The 17158-nt window shown below is 48.3% G+C and carries 16 protein-coding genes; 3 read left to right on the top strand and 13 right to left on the bottom strand.

Annotation, left to right across the window (positions count from 1 at the left end; all coding sequences use genetic code 11):
- Positions 1-66: 66 nt before the first annotated feature.
- Both EXU85_RS09170 and EXU85_RS09165 read right to left on the bottom strand, forming a co-directional pair.
- Entirely contained in the window at positions 67-2514 is a 2448-nt protein-coding gene (locus EXU85_RS09170) for a T9SS type A sorting domain-containing protein (protein ID WP_142771794.1), read from the bottom strand.
- Positions 2515-2692: 178 nt separating this feature from the next.
- Positions 2693-3634, bottom strand: coding sequence for a hydrogen peroxide-inducible genes activator (locus EXU85_RS09165; RefSeq protein ID WP_142771793.1), 942 nt, complete (start codon positions 3632-3634; stop codon positions 2693-2695).
- A 168-nt stretch (positions 3635-3802) separates the two neighbouring features.
- Here EXU85_RS09165 and EXU85_RS09160 point away from each other — a divergent pair, with 168 nt between their 5' ends.
- Together EXU85_RS09160 and hemH are read left to right on the top strand one after the other, a co-directional pair.
- Positions 3803-4591, top strand: a complete 789-nt coding sequence (locus EXU85_RS09160) for a hypothetical protein (RefSeq protein WP_142771792.1) — start codon at positions 3803-3805, stop codon at positions 4589-4591.
- Between the two features lie 59 nt (positions 4592-4650).
- Positions 4651-5712, top strand: a complete 1062-nt coding sequence (hemH, locus tag EXU85_RS09155) for a ferrochelatase (RefSeq protein WP_142771791.1) — start codon at positions 4651-4653, stop codon at positions 5710-5712.
- 348 nt (positions 5713-6060) lie between these two features.
- On the opposite strand, the gene EXU85_RS09150 is transcribed toward hemH, so the two are convergent.
- The 3 genes from EXU85_RS09150 to EXU85_RS09140 all read right to left on the bottom strand — a co-directional run bounded on the left by EXU85_RS09150 (position 6061) and on the right by EXU85_RS09140 (position 8680).
- Positions 6061-6648: a carboxymuconolactone decarboxylase family protein gene (locus EXU85_RS09150; RefSeq protein WP_142771790.1), complete on the bottom strand. Its 588-nt coding sequence runs from the start codon at positions 6646-6648 to the stop codon at positions 6061-6063.
- Between the two features lie 97 nt (positions 6649-6745).
- Positions 6746-7300, bottom strand: coding sequence for a peroxiredoxin (locus tag EXU85_RS09145; protein WP_142771789.1), 555 nt, complete (start codon positions 7298-7300; stop codon positions 6746-6748).
- A 297-nt stretch (positions 7301-7597) separates the two neighbouring features.
- Positions 7598-8680, bottom strand: coding sequence for a hypothetical protein (locus tag EXU85_RS09140; protein WP_210422453.1), 1083 nt, complete (start codon positions 8678-8680; stop codon positions 7598-7600).
- A gap of 204 nt (positions 8681-8884) precedes the next feature.
- On the opposite strand from EXU85_RS09140, the gene EXU85_RS09135 reads away from it, so the two are divergent.
- Positions 8885-9841, top strand: coding sequence for an OmpA family protein (locus EXU85_RS09135; protein ID WP_142771788.1), 957 nt, complete (start codon positions 8885-8887; stop codon positions 9839-9841).
- Positions 9842-9925: 84 nt separating this feature from the next.
- Here the strand turns inward: EXU85_RS09135 and EXU85_RS09130 are convergent, their stop codons facing one another.
- The 8 genes from EXU85_RS09130 to EXU85_RS09100 all read right to left on the bottom strand — a co-directional run bounded on the left by EXU85_RS09130 (position 9926) and on the right by EXU85_RS09100 (position 17158).
- Positions 9926-10810, bottom strand: coding sequence for a DMT family transporter (locus EXU85_RS09130; RefSeq protein WP_142771787.1), 885 nt, complete (start codon positions 10808-10810; stop codon positions 9926-9928).
- A 2-nt stretch (positions 10811-10812) separates the two neighbouring features.
- The gene (locus EXU85_RS09125; RefSeq protein ID WP_142771786.1) at positions 10813-11166 is read right to left on the bottom strand and encodes a DUF5615 family PIN-like protein; all 354 of its coding nucleotides are present in this window, start codon (positions 11164-11166) and stop codon (positions 10813-10815) included.
- Positions 11163-11402: a DUF433 domain-containing protein gene (locus tag EXU85_RS09120; protein WP_142771785.1), complete on the bottom strand. Its 240-nt coding sequence runs from the start codon at positions 11400-11402 to the stop codon at positions 11163-11165. Before EXU85_RS09120 ends, EXU85_RS09125 begins: the two co-directional genes overlap by 4 nt.
- A 31-nt stretch (positions 11403-11433) precedes the next feature.
- On the bottom strand, positions 11434-13335 hold the full coding sequence (locus tag EXU85_RS09115; protein WP_142771784.1) for a hypothetical protein: 1902 nt from the start codon (positions 13333-13335) through the stop codon (positions 11434-11436).
- Positions 13336-13464: 129 nt separating this feature from the next.
- Entirely contained in the window at positions 13465-16305 is a 2841-nt protein-coding gene (locus tag EXU85_RS09110) for a DEAD/DEAH box helicase (protein WP_142771783.1), read from the bottom strand.
- A 39-nt stretch (positions 16306-16344) separates the two neighbouring features.
- Entirely contained in the window at positions 16345-16479 is a 135-nt protein-coding gene (locus EXU85_RS35975; protein ID WP_256366036.1) for a hypothetical protein, read from the bottom strand.
- Positions 16480-16487: 8 nt separating this feature from the next.
- Positions 16488-16931 (bottom strand): PIN domain-containing protein, encoded by a 444-nt coding sequence (locus tag EXU85_RS09105; protein WP_142771782.1) that lies wholly within the window; start codon positions 16929-16931, stop codon positions 16488-16490.
- Complete coding sequence (locus EXU85_RS09100) at positions 16928-17158, bottom strand: hypothetical protein (RefSeq protein ID WP_142771781.1); 231 nt, start codon at positions 17156-17158, stop codon at positions 16928-16930. Before EXU85_RS09100 ends, EXU85_RS09105 begins: the two co-directional genes overlap by 4 nt.

Raw genomic sequence — 17158 nt, 5'->3', positions numbered from 1 at the left:
GGGCAGTTACCCGTGCCAGCCTACAACCTGCCGCCGGTTGGATTTACACCAGACTTGAACTACTTTTTACAACTTCACAATTCGCTTAGATGCCTTCCTATCCCCGACCCGTATGTTTAAAATATACGTACCGGCTGGATATTGATCGAGCGAAACCGACGATGTAGCCTGTCGGGTTTCCTGCCGGGTAGTTGTGTAGCCAGTCATATCCGTAATTTCCAGAAGCGCCGTTTGTGTCGCCGATAAGCCGTTGATTCGGACCGTCAGACTTGTGATGGCTGGAACAGGATAGACCTCCACTGCTTCGGTCAGCAATTGGTCCTCAATTCCCAATAGTGGATTCACCGTCACCGTTACCACGCGAGCTGTTAATGTACCTGCGCCACATACATTGCTAACGGATGTCAGAAAATAAGACGTGGTTTTCCTGGGGTTTACGGCAAAGGCATAGGGGTTTGTGGTGGCGGTCAATGACTGAACCGTACCCAGTCCAGTTCCAGTACTGTCACGATAGGCGAAGTTCCAGGGCGCATCGCCTGAAAACACGACGGATAAACTGGCAGGTTGTCCCTCGTAAATGGTCTGGTTCCCGGTAAGTGTGGCTGCGGCCAGCGGTCGAACGGTCAGTAAGGTTGAACTAACGCTTCCATTAACCGGGATTTTGGGATTCGTTGCTACAACACGCACCCGGTAGGTACCGCCCGTTGTATTGGTTGGAATCGTACCGGTCACTTGCCCATCCGTAGCCAGGCTATTCGGTACATCCACATAAGATACTTTTGTCGTATCCGTTTCAATCCGAGCCAGTTGAAGCTTAAAAACGCTCCCCGAATTGAATACCCCTGATGTTGAGAAACGCGTTGTCAAACTAGCGCCCGCACAGAGGGTTGTTGAGGTAAGAGCTAAGGTCTGAATAGTAGGCACAAGGACAGTGACCGTAGCTGACGATCCATTGTTGGGCAATCCGGTTCCGCATTTATTGCTTACTTCAGTAACCTGGTAAACAGTCGTTTTCTCTGGCAGAACCAGAATGGTTGTGTCTTTTATGGCGGTTCCGGTTAACCCAGTCGACAATTTATAGCGGTATGGCCCTATGCCCGTAAAGGTTAGTTTCAGGGGCACCTCTAATCCCAGATTGGCGGTAGTACTGCCCGTTATAGACATAGCGGGTAGCGCCTGAACAAATACGGTGATGGCCACTTTCGCACTTTCGCACCCATTGGCCGTTTGCGTCACATAATACACATCCCCATTCGGATTGGAGGAAACAGTCAGCGTGGGTGGTGTTGGGGCTGTTGTTGTCACGTTACCACTCGGGTCGGTCCATTTCAGATTTGTACCCGTAGCCTCCAGCGGCTGCGCAGTAGTTCCCTGACAAAGTTCAACCGTTGCCTTACTAACAGTTGGAACAGGTGTTGTTGAAATTGTAACAACCAACGTAGACTTTGGGCTTTCGCAGCCATTTACGGTTTGCGTCACCAGCAGCGAAAACGCCCCCCCTTTGTCGGTGGTGATTGTCGGAGCGGCACCAAACTTGTTTCCATCGGTGTTGTACCAGGTTAGCCCCTCACCTATGGCCGTTACGGCTTCAGCCGATGCAAACTGACAAATCGTCTTTGGCGTTACAGCCGGTGCAGATGGGATGGGCTTTACTACAACCGCCAGCAGGGCGCGAGGGCCTTCACAACCTTCCAGACTTTGGCTAACGTAATAGCTTGTCTGACCCGTCTGGCTGGTACTGTAGGTTGGCGACGTTGTTATACCAGTACCGCCTGTTTCGGTGGTGTACCATCGTAAGTTCTGGCCAGTGGCCGAAAGTGACTGAGTTGGGGAGTTCTGACAGACTGACAGTGCCACAGTGCCCGGTGCACCTGGTGTGGATTTGGTGGTTACCTTAATTTCGGCCCGCGCGCTTTCACAATTATCCGTCGTTTGAGTCACAAAATAGCTTACCGTCCCTGGTATATCGGTTGACGGCGTAGGCGCTGTAGCGAAGGTTTTTCCGGATGCGTCGTACCATTTTAACCCCGTACCCGTAGCAGAAAGCGATAAAGCCGCTGTTTGCTGGCAGTAACTATAGGAGTTGATTGCCGTTGGTGCGGCTGGTGCGGCCTTTACGGTCAGAATGGTCGGGCTTGGGCTTCCATTGATATCTGGATTTTTTGATACTACCCGAATCCGGTAATTTGTTCCGGCGGGTGTACCGACTGGAATTGTAGCCCTGTATACAATTTCATAACGACCCGATGCCGATACAAAGACTGAAGGAATTTCGGTATAGGTCGCTCCGCCGTCAGATAGCTGTATCGCGTAGCCATCAGCAGCTGTGGTTCTAAAACCAGTGACATCCAGTTGCGCGCCTGGACAAATTGCGGTCACGCTTAGCGGCTCTGTATCGAGCGTTTGTGCTGATAAACGGCTGGCACAGGCAAGTTGAATAAGGAGGAATAGACTTGTCAGCAGACGTTGCCTGATGTGTTTAAGCGAACTAGTTGAGGGTAGATGGTAGGGCATATGTAGTGATCGGGCTATGGGTTAGGTATTAATCAATGAACAGAGCAAATATAGACCTCTATTGACGGATTTATAGTAAACGGTAACTCAGCGCTCAATTACCCTATTCGAAAAAGGAAATGTTTTCTTATAACCCAATTTAAACGCGTATGGGTTTATTATTACTTGTTTATCATGGTTACGTCAAGCCAACCAGTTTCCCTTTTTTTCCTTTTGTAGCCAATTCATCTGGCAAATGAGCTAAAATTTCGTCCCTGAATGTGTTAATAAGTTTACGCTTAAGGAAGCTTCGATGCATCACAAGACTTACTTCCCGGACCGGTTGGGGCTGATCGAATGGGCGAAGTCGTGCCTGGCGGATGGTATCCATATCCAGTGTAGCCAGATAGGGCAATAATGTAAATCCTCCCTGTTTGTCAATTAGCTTGATCAATGTTTCGAGTGATCCTGTTTCATAGCGCAGGGCCGTTGTCCCGTTGGCTTGCCGATCTGCCCCGCACAGGTTCATAACCTGGTTACGAAAGCAGTGGCCTTCGGTGAGCAGCCAAAGTCCATCCGTATCCAGATCAGCGGGAGCAATGGTTGAGTTGGCAAGTAATGGGTTTGATTCGGCAGCGTAGACGACAAAAGGCTCCTGAAATAACGGGATTTCAGTAATGCCATTTTCTGCCAGGGGCGTAACAACCAGACCTACATCAATTAATCCATTCCGAAGTCGTTCAACAACCTGTTCTGTCACTAACTCCTGAATTTGTACCGATACGGCCGGGTATTTGGCTATAAATTCGCCGATAAAATAGGGCAGCAGATACGGAGCCAGCGTTGGGATGATCCCAATTCTGAAATCACCCCGAAAATCGTCTTTCGATTCACTGACCAGTTCAGGAATTCGCTGGGCAGCCCGTAATACATCCCGTGCCTGAGCCAGAATAGCCTGCCCTGTTTCGGTTGGTACTACAGGTTGCTTTGATCGGTCAAAAACCAGAATACCCAGTTCATCTTCCAGCTTTTGAATCTGCATGCTCAATGTTGGCTGCGTTACATGACAGGCTTCTGCTGCGGTCGCAAAATGCCGATACGTATCTACGGCAACAATATAATCGAGTTGTGATAAGGTCATCAACAAATATAGGGGGATGAGGTAAGATGTAGGATATAGGATGTATGGTGTATGATTCGGTGCAGGGAAAGGATTACATCCTACCCTCTCTCGTTAACAAATCTAAAGTCCGAAGAACCAAACCAAACCGTTGTTGTTCTATTTTTGTCAATCTAACCCCCCACATCGATGAAAGAAGTTCGACTTTTCGTATTGCTGCTCTTAGTAAGTGGACCATTTAGCATAGCGCAGTCAAAGAAAGCAACGAATCCACCCGCTCCTGGCTTCGATCTGGCGGGTTCGGACGCCCGAGCGGTACAAATTGCCGATGAGGTTATGGCCGCTATGGGAGGTCGGGCGGCCTGGGATGAAACCCAGCTCATTGCCTGGAATTTCGACGGGGTTCGGAAACTCGTCTGGGACAAGTGGTCGGGCGATGTTCGGGTCGATAATCTGCACGACGATCAGACCGTCCTACTGAACATTAATAATGATATGGGGCGTGTTTTTCGAAAAGGGGAAGAACTAACAACAGCTGATTCGGTAGTCAAATACGTCAGACAGGGGAAACGGAACTGGATTAATGACTCCTACTGGCTATTCATGCCGTTCAAGCTTAAAGATCCTGGCGTAACACTCAAGTATATTGGCCCAGAACCTACCCAGATTGGCAAACCGGCGGATGTACTACAGGTTACATTTAAAAATGGTAGCCCAATGCCCGGTACACGCTATAAAATCTGGGTCGATAAGAAATCCCGGCTGGTAACGCAGTGGGCCCATTTTCAGAAACCGGTTGATCAACAACCCGCCTTCATACTTCCCTGGGATGATTATCAGCAACACGGCAACATTTTACTTTCGGGAGACCGGGGTGACCATGAGCTAACCGATATTATGATTTTTTCGGGCTTACCCGGTGAAGTATTCAGTGATTTCACCCGTACTGATCTCAGCCGATACCCCGCAGCCAAATGAATACCAATTACCGTAACCCAGTATCAAAACAACCTAGTTAAATCTCTGTTTTCCTCTACATGGAAGTTTCTGTTTTACAGCCACACGTTACTACCCCAAAATCGGTGGGTAAAACGGGCGTTTTAATTGTTAATCTTGGTACACCCGATAGCCCTGCTGTTCCGGATGTCCGTAAATACCTGCGCGAATTTTTAATGGATGGCCGGGTCATTGACATCTCGTATGTGTCGCGTTTTCTGCTTGTCAATGGCATTATTGCCCCATTTCGGGCGCCTAAATCGGCAAAGATTTATAAGCAGCTCTGGACAGAAACGGGTTCCCCATTGAAGTATTATGGTCATGTAGTGGAGCAGGAACTTCAAAAGCAATTGGGTGATGAATATGTAGTAAAACTGGCGATGCGCTATCAAAGCCCCAGCATCGACGCTGGCTTGAGCGAATTTCAGAAGCTTGGCCTAACCGATATTGTTGTCGTTCCATTTTTCCCGCAATATGCATCGGCCTCAACGGGTTCGGTCTATGAAAAGGTAATGGACATTGTCAGGAGTTGGGAGATCATTCCGGCCATTCGGTTCGTTAATCGTTTTCTGGAGCACCCTAAATTTATTGAGGGCTTTGCTCAAATAGCCCGCAAATACATGGCGGCTTATGATTACGACCATTTCCTGTTCAGCTATCATGGTCTACCCCAAAGCCAGATTCGGAAAGGTGATATCACGAAAACGGTTTGTCAATTTGGTGAATGCTGTAGTACCTTCCACGCCCTGAATCAGCATTGCTATCGGGCACAATGCTTCGAAACAACCCGACTGCTGGTAAAGGCATTAGGCATTCCTGAAGGGAAATATACAACCTGCTTTCAGTCACGACTGGGCAGCGACCCCTGGATTAAACCCTACACCGACGATATTATTAAGGAATTACCTGGAAAAGGTATCAAAAGCGTACTCGCCTTTTCCCCTGCTTTTGTGGCCGACTGCCTGGAAACAACGATTGAAGTAGGCGTGGAATACAAGGAATTATTTGAGCAGGCTGGCGGTGGACACTGGCAACTAGTAGAGAGTCTGAACGACAGTCCCATCTGGATCGAAACACTGATCGATCTTGTCAAAACAGCATAGGAACGATGTTTAGCCTATTTTATTTATTTTAACCACAGAGGCACAGAGAACACAGAGTTTTAATTAGTTAGCAAAACTCTGTGTTCTCTGTGCCTCTGTGGTTAAAACTCTTTCATAAAAATAGCCCGCTTCTTGTTTAGAGAAAGCGGGCTTTACATTACGGCAGATACAGCACTGAGAGTATAAGAGGCAATCTATTGCAACAGGTAGTACAGCAGCAACATACGCTAATTTCTTATAGCTGGCGCCAGACTATATATGCGTTCTATTTTCTAAACGCATCTTCATGTACTAATGTTTTCCTGAAGTTATTTTAATCCATCAGGGTAACCAGATAGAACTATCGAGTTATAGCAACGTAATCAGACCTTTAATAACTGAACCTAAACGGATAGCATCAAAAATACGGGCTTCGCTGGCTCCGTGTTTCAACACGCTTTCTTCGTGCGACCGAACGCAGAGTTCGCACCCATTCACAGCCGAAACGACCAGACTCATCAGTTCAAAAAACTCTTTCCCCAAGATCGGATTCATCATGATACTCATACGAATACCGGGCTGCGTTTGCTGGTAATACTCTTTGCTGACAAAGTGCCGGAACCGATAAAACACATTGTTTGTGCTCAACAGCGATGTACAGGCAATGGTCTCCGCCACCTCGGCATCGGTTGCCCCTTCCTGCTGGGCAGCATTGGTCAGAGAATCAACCAGCGGCTGTAGTTTTTCATTGACCGCTACCGACAAAGCCAGCAGTAAAGCTTCTTTCTTCGTCAGCGTCTGGCTGCTGTTCAACACATTGCCAACGTTAATTTTCAGATCGCGCAAATAGCGGTGATCAGCTTTCGCCAGAGCCTCCAATGCTGGATAGTCAGCTTCTACATTCATCCCCACCAGATTCAGCAGCGATAAAACGGTTTCGTTTTGTGTGGTTGTCATGATTAATGTTGAATTAGCGAATGATAGAATGAATGAATAAACCGTGCAGTGCACTTAGTTATTCACTCATTCTATCATTCAGGCATTCACTCATTGATTAAGCCGTTAACGTAGCTTCGCCTTTTACCCAGTTGCAGGGGCAAAGTTCGTCGGTTTGCAGCGCGTCTAACACACGAATTACTTCATTCACGTTCCGGCCAACCGATAGGTCGTTCACCGCTACCCAACGTACAATACCTTGTGGATCAATGATGTAGGTTACGCGATAGGCCACTTTCTCATTGGCTTCCAGAATGCCTAACTCTTCGGCTAGTGACTTCGATGTATCGGCCAGCATTGGGAATTTCAAGCCACGCAGATCGTCGTGGTTTTTACGCCAGGCCAGGTGAACGAATTCGCTATCTGTCGAAGCACCAATCATCATCGTATCGCGATCCTGAAAATCTTCGAACTTCTTGTTGAACTCAGCAATTTCCGTTGGACAAACGAAGGTGAAATCTTTTGGCCACCAGAACATGACCAGCCACTGGCCTGCATTCTTGTGATCATCCGACGAGATTTCGTAGAACTCTTTGTCTTTTTCAAGCGATACAACAGCCAGTTTCTTGAAATCCGGGAATTGCGACCCTACCGATAAAATATGATTTTTCATGGAATATATTGAGGTTGTAGTGCGACCATTATCTTGATCCAGTGCAAAGTAAGGAAGCATTATGCACTTGATACATGATTTTTATCAATCAGCTCATAGATAAAATCTATCTATTTTAAGGAATTATAATGATATTCAAGCAACTACGGAATCGAGTCAACGCAGCCAGCTATATATATTCTTTAAAGAATAATGCAATTAGTTGAAAACATACAAATTATAATTTTACCAATATGCATGAAAAAGCCCGACGAGAAAATACTCATCGGGCTTTTAGGTAAACCTATGTTTTAACGGCTAGGCCGCCATGCGTAAATACGGTTCCTGCCCCGATTGTGGTTCTTCCAGCATGGGCGCGATAACGGTATTCATCCGCTCCCGAACAAAGCTCTCCTGCAGGTAAGACGGTAACTTAGCTACCAACTGACGATACGCCTGCATACCCAACGCCTTCGCGATATACGCTTCATGCACGGAGTTTACGTGCGATACGATATTCACTAAACTCTGGTGAAACAGTTTCACATCAATTTCAGAATCGACAAACCGTTCAATTTCCCGGTTTGTCGACGAAATCCGTAGGCGACTCAACATATCGAAGTAGGTCGTATAGCCGATTTGCTTGGCCAGTTGCTTGTACTGTTCGACACTAAACTTCTGTAGAATTTCGCCCGTTTTGGGGCTACGTAATGCCGTTTTCGGATTTGTCTGAATCGCGTTACGCAAGGCTCTCACCCGTTGATCACGCGTAGTTTTCAGAAACTGGGCCAGTTCAACCTGCACCGAACCTTCGCGCGAAGGCAATAACAGATCGGTTTTAGCCGCTACACTAAACCGCTTCGCCATAGGCAGGCGCTGGATACGGTAGCTATTGATCGGTCCGAGGGCATAGTAGCCAATCGAAGCCGGATAATAGCCTCGTACAACCATATTGCCGATTCGCTTCCGAATCAGCTCTTCATTACTCACGTTAATGCCCTGCACAGCCAGAAATGCCCGTGCACTAAACAGGGCACTGTAATACGCCTGAGGGAAGGTCCAATGCAACGAACTTTGTAAATATTGCTCATCGTTGACAACCGGCGTAATTCTCAGGGCATATTCGGCACTCCAGCTATTCAGCAATAACTTCTCCAGCGCCTTCTGACTTCCATCGGTCACGCGTCCATAGAACTGCTGAAAGATAGGAAATTTGGCCAGATCGAAGAAGTCGTTTTGGTGATGGATATGGTAATCCATCGCAAAGAAGTGGTTCAGAAACACCTGCGCCGGAATAGATTTCCGCCAGTTATCGTCGAGCGGCAAGTTGCCCGCTGAAGCCTGTGCAAGGGGTGCCTGAGCGTTCGGGGAATGCATCGTTGCGTTGGTTTTCTGTGTCATACAATACTAACGAAAAAGAGCATTTTCGAGTTCATTTTTCAGGCATAATTTCACCTATTCAACATATTGATTACCAATAATTTAACCAGTAATTTTTAAACCAAAAAAGCACCTTAAAATTGAGCCTGACAAAGCTGGGCCAGTAGGTAACTTTTGGGTATTTAGGTGTACTTTTGCCCTAGGTTTCAACGTTGCCTCTATAGTATGAAATTAACAACGTATTTAGTGATTTTCGGGGGTCTAGGCCTAAGTAACTTAACTCCCTCAATCGTATGCGCACAGCCTAAGCACCAGGTAGCGCCGACCACCAGTACGGCAGTTGTAGATGGGCTCGTGCAGGATGGTCAGACAAAACAACCGATTGCGGGTGCCAGCGTTCTGGCGAAAAGCCGAGATGGAGTTGTTCGGGCTCAGCAAGCCACCACTACAAATGGAGCCTATCAACTTACATTAGACCCAAAACAGTCGTATATTCTCACGATAAAAGCGGATGGATATGTTTCGCTCGATGAGCAAATCACCTTCACGTCGCCAACAGTAGACCATCTTGACACAAGGAAAAACCCATCTCTTTTATATCGGGATCGGGCCGGAACAAAAGCCTCTGTTGCAACAACACGCACTACAGCCGCGCCAGTGCATACGGCAACATCAGCGATAACCTCTCCTCTACCTGCACCCGCGGCAACCACACCCCCTGTATCTGAGCAACCCGCTGTTAGTAACACGTCTGCCGTTCATACATCTCGCGTAACGCCCCCAAAAACGCTCGATGCCAAGGTGACTTATACACCTCCTCCTATTGCAGCAGCGGCAGGCAAAACGACCCAGTTACAGGCTCTTCAGTTTGTACAGAGCAAAGCAGAACTACTACCCGACGCCCAACCCGCTTTAGAACAACTCCTGGCCTTTATGCGTGACCATGCCACCGCCGAAATAGAACTGGCAGGTCATACCGACAATCAGGGTGATTTTGATGAGAACCTCAAGCTCTCGAAGCAACGGGTAGAGCTGGTGAAAGACTATTTAGTAAAGAATGGCATCGCGGCCAACCGGGTAACCACTCGTGGCTACGGTCCTACGCGCCCTATTGCGAGCAATAACTCGGAAACCACCCGAAAACTCAACCGACGGGTTGAAATGACGGTGCTGAAGGAGTAAATGAAGGTTTATAGTTTACGGTTGGCTGACGCGTCAGCTATTTGTGCGTCAGCCAGCCGTAAACCGAATATCGTAAACCAACTATTATTTCCTCCCCAACCACAGCCCACCAATCACCAATCCGGTGCCAGTAGCGGTATAGAGCGAAATGGGTTCGCCCATGAGCAGGTAGGAATACGCAAAGCCGAAGATTGGGCAAAGGAACAGCCATAATGAAGCCCGGATGGCATCTTGCTTAACTAGATAAAACCAAAGTTGCAGGGCTCCCACCGATACCGGCAAAATCAGCCACAATACCGACATCCAAAACCGCAGATCATAGTGCGATGTACTAAAGGCCGTTGGATCAAGTACAGCTACAAGTATAGTAAACGGAAGCAGTTGAAATCCGCCCAGCAACACCTGCCACCCATTGATAACCAGATTCGGTAACCGCCAGTTGATGTTGGCGTAATAGACCGTGGCCAGCGATATGGAAACCACACCGATTAACAAAATCAGTAATCCCTCTACCGTGGCGTAACTGTTCTGAAGGAGTGGATAAGTGGCTATACCTACTCCCAGAAGTCCGAGCAATAACCCACCCAGTTCATTCCAGCGGGGCATCCGGCGCAACCACAGGGCCGATAACAGGGCAATAAATAACGGGTTGGTAGCCGTTGATAAACTACCAATCCCAGCCGATACCTGCTTCAGTGCCAGTACAAATGCCCCAAGATAAATAGTCGTATTGAGGAGGGCGAAAATGGCTAATTGACGCCACTCCACACGCGTAGGCCAGGCGTTTTGCGTGCGCTGAATGCCATACGCAAACAGAAGCATACCGCCCCCAGCGATAAAAAATCGAACGTTAGCCAGAATAAGCGGATGTACCGACTGCACGCCAAACTTGGTAGCAACCGAAGCCGAAGCCCATAAAGCAGCAAAGAGGAGGCCGGCCAGCGCGCCGGCAGGAATAAGTTCTTTCACAGCTATAATTTCCGAATACGTACTTTTTTAGCTGTTACAACAGTGAATGCGTTGATTAATTTATCACTGTAGTCTCGCAATGTTCTCAAAATAATTTGCCCTTTTTCTTCGGATGTTATTTTGGGCAAGCGATAAAACAGAATACCACTATGAATATGCCCTTTTTGAAAATGTAGTTTACCAAAATCACTGTCGCCGGTCAATAAAACAGTTGCCGACGAAACAGCTGTTTTAAGTACAGTTTCATCAGCAACCCCACCTAGTGTTTCCTGAATCGACGTTACCGTATACCCTTCAGAACGCAATAAGCGGATAACTCTGCCTTCTACATTTTCGTCAGCCAGCAACTCGATCATGCGACTGATTTACGACTTCGTTTCGTATGGACCGTGTGCGCTGCAAACCGCAGGCAAGCATAGATAGCTTCACGAGTGAGGTGTGGATAATCTTCGAGTATCTCTTCAACACTTTCTCCATAGCCCAACTTTTCAACAACCAGCTCTACCGTAATTCGGGTACCTTTAACAATAGGCTTACCAACCATAATAGCGGGGTCAGCGGTGATATAATCCTGCCATTTCACATCTATCATAACTTACTATTTTTGACAAATATAGCTTAAATTACCCCACCAGATAGCCCAATTCACGTAGTCGGCTTCGAAAACGGGGGAGTTGATCATTGGCCACCAGTATACGAAACCCTTCGGCTTTTACAACCATTGTTTTCAGAACAGCATCCTGCGCCAGCACCCGAATCAGGGGCTGATTATCGGGCGATATACGATAGGTCACCATGTCTGTAACAGCCGTCAGTGGGTCGGCTTTGCTGGTCAACTCATCGAAGAACGCCTTCCAGTTGGGGGGTAGGTTCGGGGCAACCGACTTGCAGAATAAAGTGATTTTTGAGAGCAATTGCTGTTTGGTTTTACAGTCTTTCAAAAACGTGTCGGGCGTAACCCGGAACCGCGTCGGGCTGACGCGCTCGGCATAATTGGCCAGAATGGTTTCGGCCACCACATGTTCGGGATCGCAGAAGATGAGCAGCGACTGGTCATCGAACCGAAGCTCCTGCGTAGCCGTGTTTACTTTGGGGACATAGGCATCAGTCGTCCGCCCGAAGATTGATGAACCGAGGTTATTGAGCTTTACATAGCGCAATCCGTCGTAGGCGGAATAGTAGTCCTTGGCGAATTTCCCCGTCGGTGCTTCGTAAGCAATATCGAGCCAGCCTAAAGCGGCAAACAGGAAGAATCCAGCCAGCAAGGCGGGACGCTCCACAAAGAGATACGCATTGGCACTCGTCACGCTTTCCTTATTCATGAACCCAGCCCGCCAGGGCGACTCGGCTTCGTACGTTAACGACGAATACTCACCCGGCCGACAGGGGCGCACCTGTAAGTCGTGAATCTGCCCGTAGGCCAGTAAATTTTCGGTAGATACCCACTCGCCTACAGGTAGCCGGTTCATCCATTCTACCAGCGCCAGTTCAGCTTCCTGTTTATAGTAATAAAAGCTAACGTACCCGTGGTTTTTCAGGTCGTTGAGCAGGAATAATACTGCGAAGGTTTTATCCAGCGTTTTTCTGAACTGACGAAGCGAATCCAGCGAATCGGGGTTGATCTGGCTTTTTTTGGGCTGATAGGAGACCAGCATCTGCGCCAGGCAGGTTGTACGAATCAGCGAGAACGCGTCATTATCGGGAAAGAACTCCCGTATGCCCAGCAGCTTCCGCATCTTCTTCAATCCATTGGCGGCCACTTTGCCTGAGTTATTGACGGCAATACTATCCTGCATTCGATACGCCAGCAGTTTCTGAATTTCTTCAAAAATGATCAGTTCGCCATCTTCCCAGCGTAGTAAGCCCGCCAACGGTTCCGGGGATGTTCTGAGCTGGTAGTTTTCGGGCTGCGGATAGGTGTTTTGCAGAAAAGCCCGGATGGTCGACGGCCATTCCAGCACGATCGAACCGTTCCAGCCTTCGCCCTTGTGCGGTAACAGTTTAAACTTCTTGTTGAGCTTAACGTCGCCCCCAAAAAACTGATGTCTCCCCTCCCGAACGATCATATCCGAGCCAATCGCCTGCCCCAGCACCTCGGCAGATACTCTGGGTAGCCAGGTCAGTTGCTCGGCCGCTTTTTGAAGTTCGGGTGGTAACGTATCCCGAAACAGTCGGTACACATCAGCATTGCTAAATATAAACGCGACGCTCCAGACTAACCGGGCTTTGTTGGGCGTACTCGTCTCCGACGTTGTGAGAAGTGTGTAGGGCAGATTGAGCGACAAGCCATCGAGAAAATCCAGGTGATTCAAGACCACCTTACGCGCATAGCTGGCCAGGGCCTGCAACCCCTCTTTATTATAGTTCTGATCAAGATCGGCAATGATGGCCGGAGCAATACGAGCACCCGTTTGCTTGATATAGGCTTTTGTAATCTCGCTGGCAATATTATTCCGGTTACGCTCATTACTGGTATTCCCTTTGATGAGCGCATCTAATTTGCTAATCAGTTGTGTTTGCTCCATAGTAAGTTAATGGATAATGTAAAATGAATAATGGATAATGAATAATAATCAACACGTTAATAATCACATCATTACTAATTATCCATTGTACATTGTACATTACCCATTACCCATTGCCCATTTACTTAATTACTCCAACATGAATGTGATGTCGGATTCGCTAAACGATTTCAATGCCGACGCATCCGCACTGATAACGGCGTTGAACAGTTCGGCTTTCTTCTGCTGCAATTCCATGATTTTCTCCTCGATGGTGCCCTGCGTAATCATCTTGTAGGCCATCACTTTTCGGTTCTGCCCAATCCGGTGGCTCCGGTCGATCGCCTGATTTTCGGCGGCTTTATTCCACCAGGGATCAAAAATAAAGACCATATCGGCGGCCGTGAGGTTGAGACCGGTGCCGCCCGTTTTGAGGGTCATCAAAAACACTTTGCAGGTCGAATCGGTCTGGAACCGCTCTACCAGTCGCTGCCGGTCGCGGGTGGAACCGCTCATGCTCACGTAGTCGATTCCCTGCGCGTCCAGCTGTTCACCAATACGTTCGAGGGCGGCCAGGTAGTTCACAAAGACCAGCATTTTATGGCCGTTGGCAGCGGCATCGGTCAGTTGCTCCACCAGCATTTCTATTTTGGGGGATTCAATGTTCCCGCCCGATTTGGCTTCGGGAATACTGGCAATCTGGCGAAGTTCATTAAAAGCCTGAAACACAAAAAACTGGCTTTGCTCCAGCCCTTTTTCGGCAATCTGCTTCTCAATATTTTCCTTGTAAAACTGCCGTCGCTGCTCGTAGAATCTCCGTTGCACATCCGACATTTCGATGTACAACACCTGTTCGATTTTGTCGGGCAATTCGGTCAGTACGTTCTTCTTTAACCGCCGGAGAACAAAGGGGTAAATCTTCTTGCGGAGTTCATCGATTACGTCGGGGTCGTTGTGTTTCTGAATAGGTGTCAGGTAATTATGGCCAAACTGTTCCGCCGACCCGAACATGGCTGGGTTCAGAAACCGAAACAGCGAATAGAGTTCCGACAGGTTATTTTCGATGGGCGTACCGCTGAGGGCCAACCGGTGTTTGGCCTGGAGCAGCACCACCGCCCGGCTCGCCTGCGACTGTAGGTTTTTGATATTTTGCGATTCGTCCAGAATCACGTAAAAGAAAGCCCGCTCCCGAAACTTTTCGATGTCGTTCCGCAGCAGGGCGTAGGTCGTAAAAATGAGCTGATGCTCGCAGGCTACGTCCAGATCACGGTGGTCGGCGTAATAGGTGTAGGTGGTCAGCTGAGGATTGAACCGTTCTACTTCCTTCTGCCAGTTGAACAGCAGACTTTTGGGCATGACGACCAGCGTGGGTAGCGATTCTTTCGGATAAAATCGCGAAAGTAAGGTGATGGTTTGCAGGGTTTTACCCAGTCCCATATCATCGGCCAGACAGCCGTTGAGCTGGTAGTCATGCAGGTGTTCGAGCCATTGAACGCCCCGTTTCTGATACGGTCGCAAGGTAGCATTTACCGCTGCCAGTCGGGGTTTCTTGTCGGCCAGTTCGTTGAAACCCGCAAAAAAGGCGCGGGATTTCTTGAATGTCGCGTCGGCAACAGCTTCATCCAGAAGCCCTTCGGCCAGTGGCAAATCGAAAAACGAGAGTTTGACTTTATCTTTTTTACTTTTCTGAAAGAGTCGTTCGAGCTTACGGATATAGGTTTCGTTCACGAGCGCGTGACTGCTGTCGGACAGTTGTACGTACCGCTGCTGGTTGTATTGCCGAATCACATCGAGCAACCCAAGTTGCTGCTCGCCGAAGCTAACAGTAGCATCACCTTCCAGAAAGTCGATGCCGTGACTCAGGTTCAGATTCAGCCGGGGCGGGTAGGTACTAATCCGGTATTGCTTCAGTTTCTCGGCCCCGAACAACTGGAAGGTTTCCAGTAGTTGGGGCAATTCCTGGTAGATAAACGCACCGGCTACATCCTGCGGCAACACAAACAAGTTACCCTCTACAATGTACTGCCCCTGCGATTTCCTCCGACCCTTCTCCTTAACCGTATGCTTCTCAATCAGTTGGCTAACCGTATCGATAAGTCGATTGAGTGACTGGCGCTCCACAATCCGAATGGAAATGGTTCGTTCGAGGGGGTTAATATCGGCATACCGATACAAATCAAACTCGTCCAGGAATCCGGCATCGGTCTGAGGCAATTGCTGTGTTACACGAACATAGAGCGATTGGTCGGCGTCGATTTTCTCAAAAATCAGGCAGGGCTGGGCCATAATCGGCTCCGTGCCCGTCGTGAGCAAGCGATAGTCCTCGTACTCAACCAGCACATTGTCAAGATTCGACAGGGCCAGCGAGAGGTATTTTGTCAGGTCAGAAACCGCCAGCGACGTATCGAACAGCGGCACCCGGTTGAAGGCCGGGCCTACTTCGCTGATCTCAACCACCCGCCCCGCCGACAGGACGTTTCGCTCGTTAATCAGCAGAAAATCAGCCTCGTACTGCCCATCGACAAACAGGCGAACACTAGCCTCCAGCGTTTCAGCAGTTGGCTTATCGGTGGCTCCGTCCTCTGCGTTTGATTTGATCTGGAGTCGCAACTCCCCTAAACTAGATGCATCGGAGAAATTGACAAACGTAATGGGCTTATTTCGTTCATCGACCACTACGGGGCAGTGGCGCACATAATCGAGCAGGTAGTCGTACTGATGCAGGTACAACTCGGCCGACGGGTTTTCCCAGTCGATCACAAAGCCATTGCGTTCGCGGAGTTGCTGCATGGCCCGGAGCAAATTTCGCAACGCCCCGCTGTACCCCTGATAATCGGGTTCGACCACTTCTCCCCGCTCATTGACAATCCTAAGGTAGCTCCCATCTGCATCGAAACAAATCTGTACACGCAGAGCTTCAACTTTGGCGGCTGGCGCAAATTGGGAGGTTGTCGGATGCCGTCGAAACTGATCGAAAAGCGATTGAGCCATGTAGCGAAAACAGGAGTTAACAACAGGGCAAAGATACGGCTAAAACCCAATCTTGCCCTTCCGTCCATTGGGCTTCTGCTCATTAGCCCAGTCGCGCATGTCGGCGAGTTCTTTCTCGAAACCGCCCGACAGAATCGGGAAGCGGCACCAACTAGCCGTTTGTATGGGTATCATTCGAGTCATTATTCTTCAGCAGTGACCTGTTCAGTAATGAAGTCGTTAAATAGCTGGATTCGCATAAAATCTTTTGCCTTCAATCCATCATACAATGGCTTATCACGAGTTAGCAAAATAGCATCTAATTCAATACTTAGTGCCACATAAGCTACGTCTTTAGGATCAATGTCAGCCACCAATTTTTCTGCCTGTTCGTATGATTCCGGTGTGATTATATAATCGGGCACAACAATGATCTTAGAGAACAGAAAGAGCGTAAACTCTTTTAAATCTGTCCCCTTAATAGCTGATTTTTTGAGAAAGACCTTGCGATACCCATTTAGTTCAGCCAAGACAAAATCGGGTGTATAAAAAACATTCGTTTTCTCTCCGAATATAATTCGATAAATTACCTTCTGACTAATAACTCCACTAAACAGAATATTGGCGTCTAATATGTATTGATTCATGCTGCCGATTTCCGTTTCTCCCGGTACTCTTCAAATGCTTGTTGTCGAGCATCCTCGAACTCCTGCTGCCAATTAACATCCGTAGCGTCATGCATCGCCGACTGAATCCTGCTTTCGAGGAGTTTTATGCGTTGGAACATCAGTTCATCTTCCAGCAATTGCTTAACTGCTCCTAAGCCAAGTTGCTGGATAAGATCGTCCTGAACTTGTAATTGAATCGTTGCCAT

The sequence above is a fragment of the Spirosoma sp. KCTC 42546 genome (genome assembly GCF_006965485.1).
In the GTDB taxonomy this organism is placed as follows: Bacteria; Bacteroidota; Bacteroidia; order Cytophagales; family Spirosomataceae; genus Spirosoma.
This window is presented reverse-complemented; position numbering and strand designations above follow the sequence as displayed.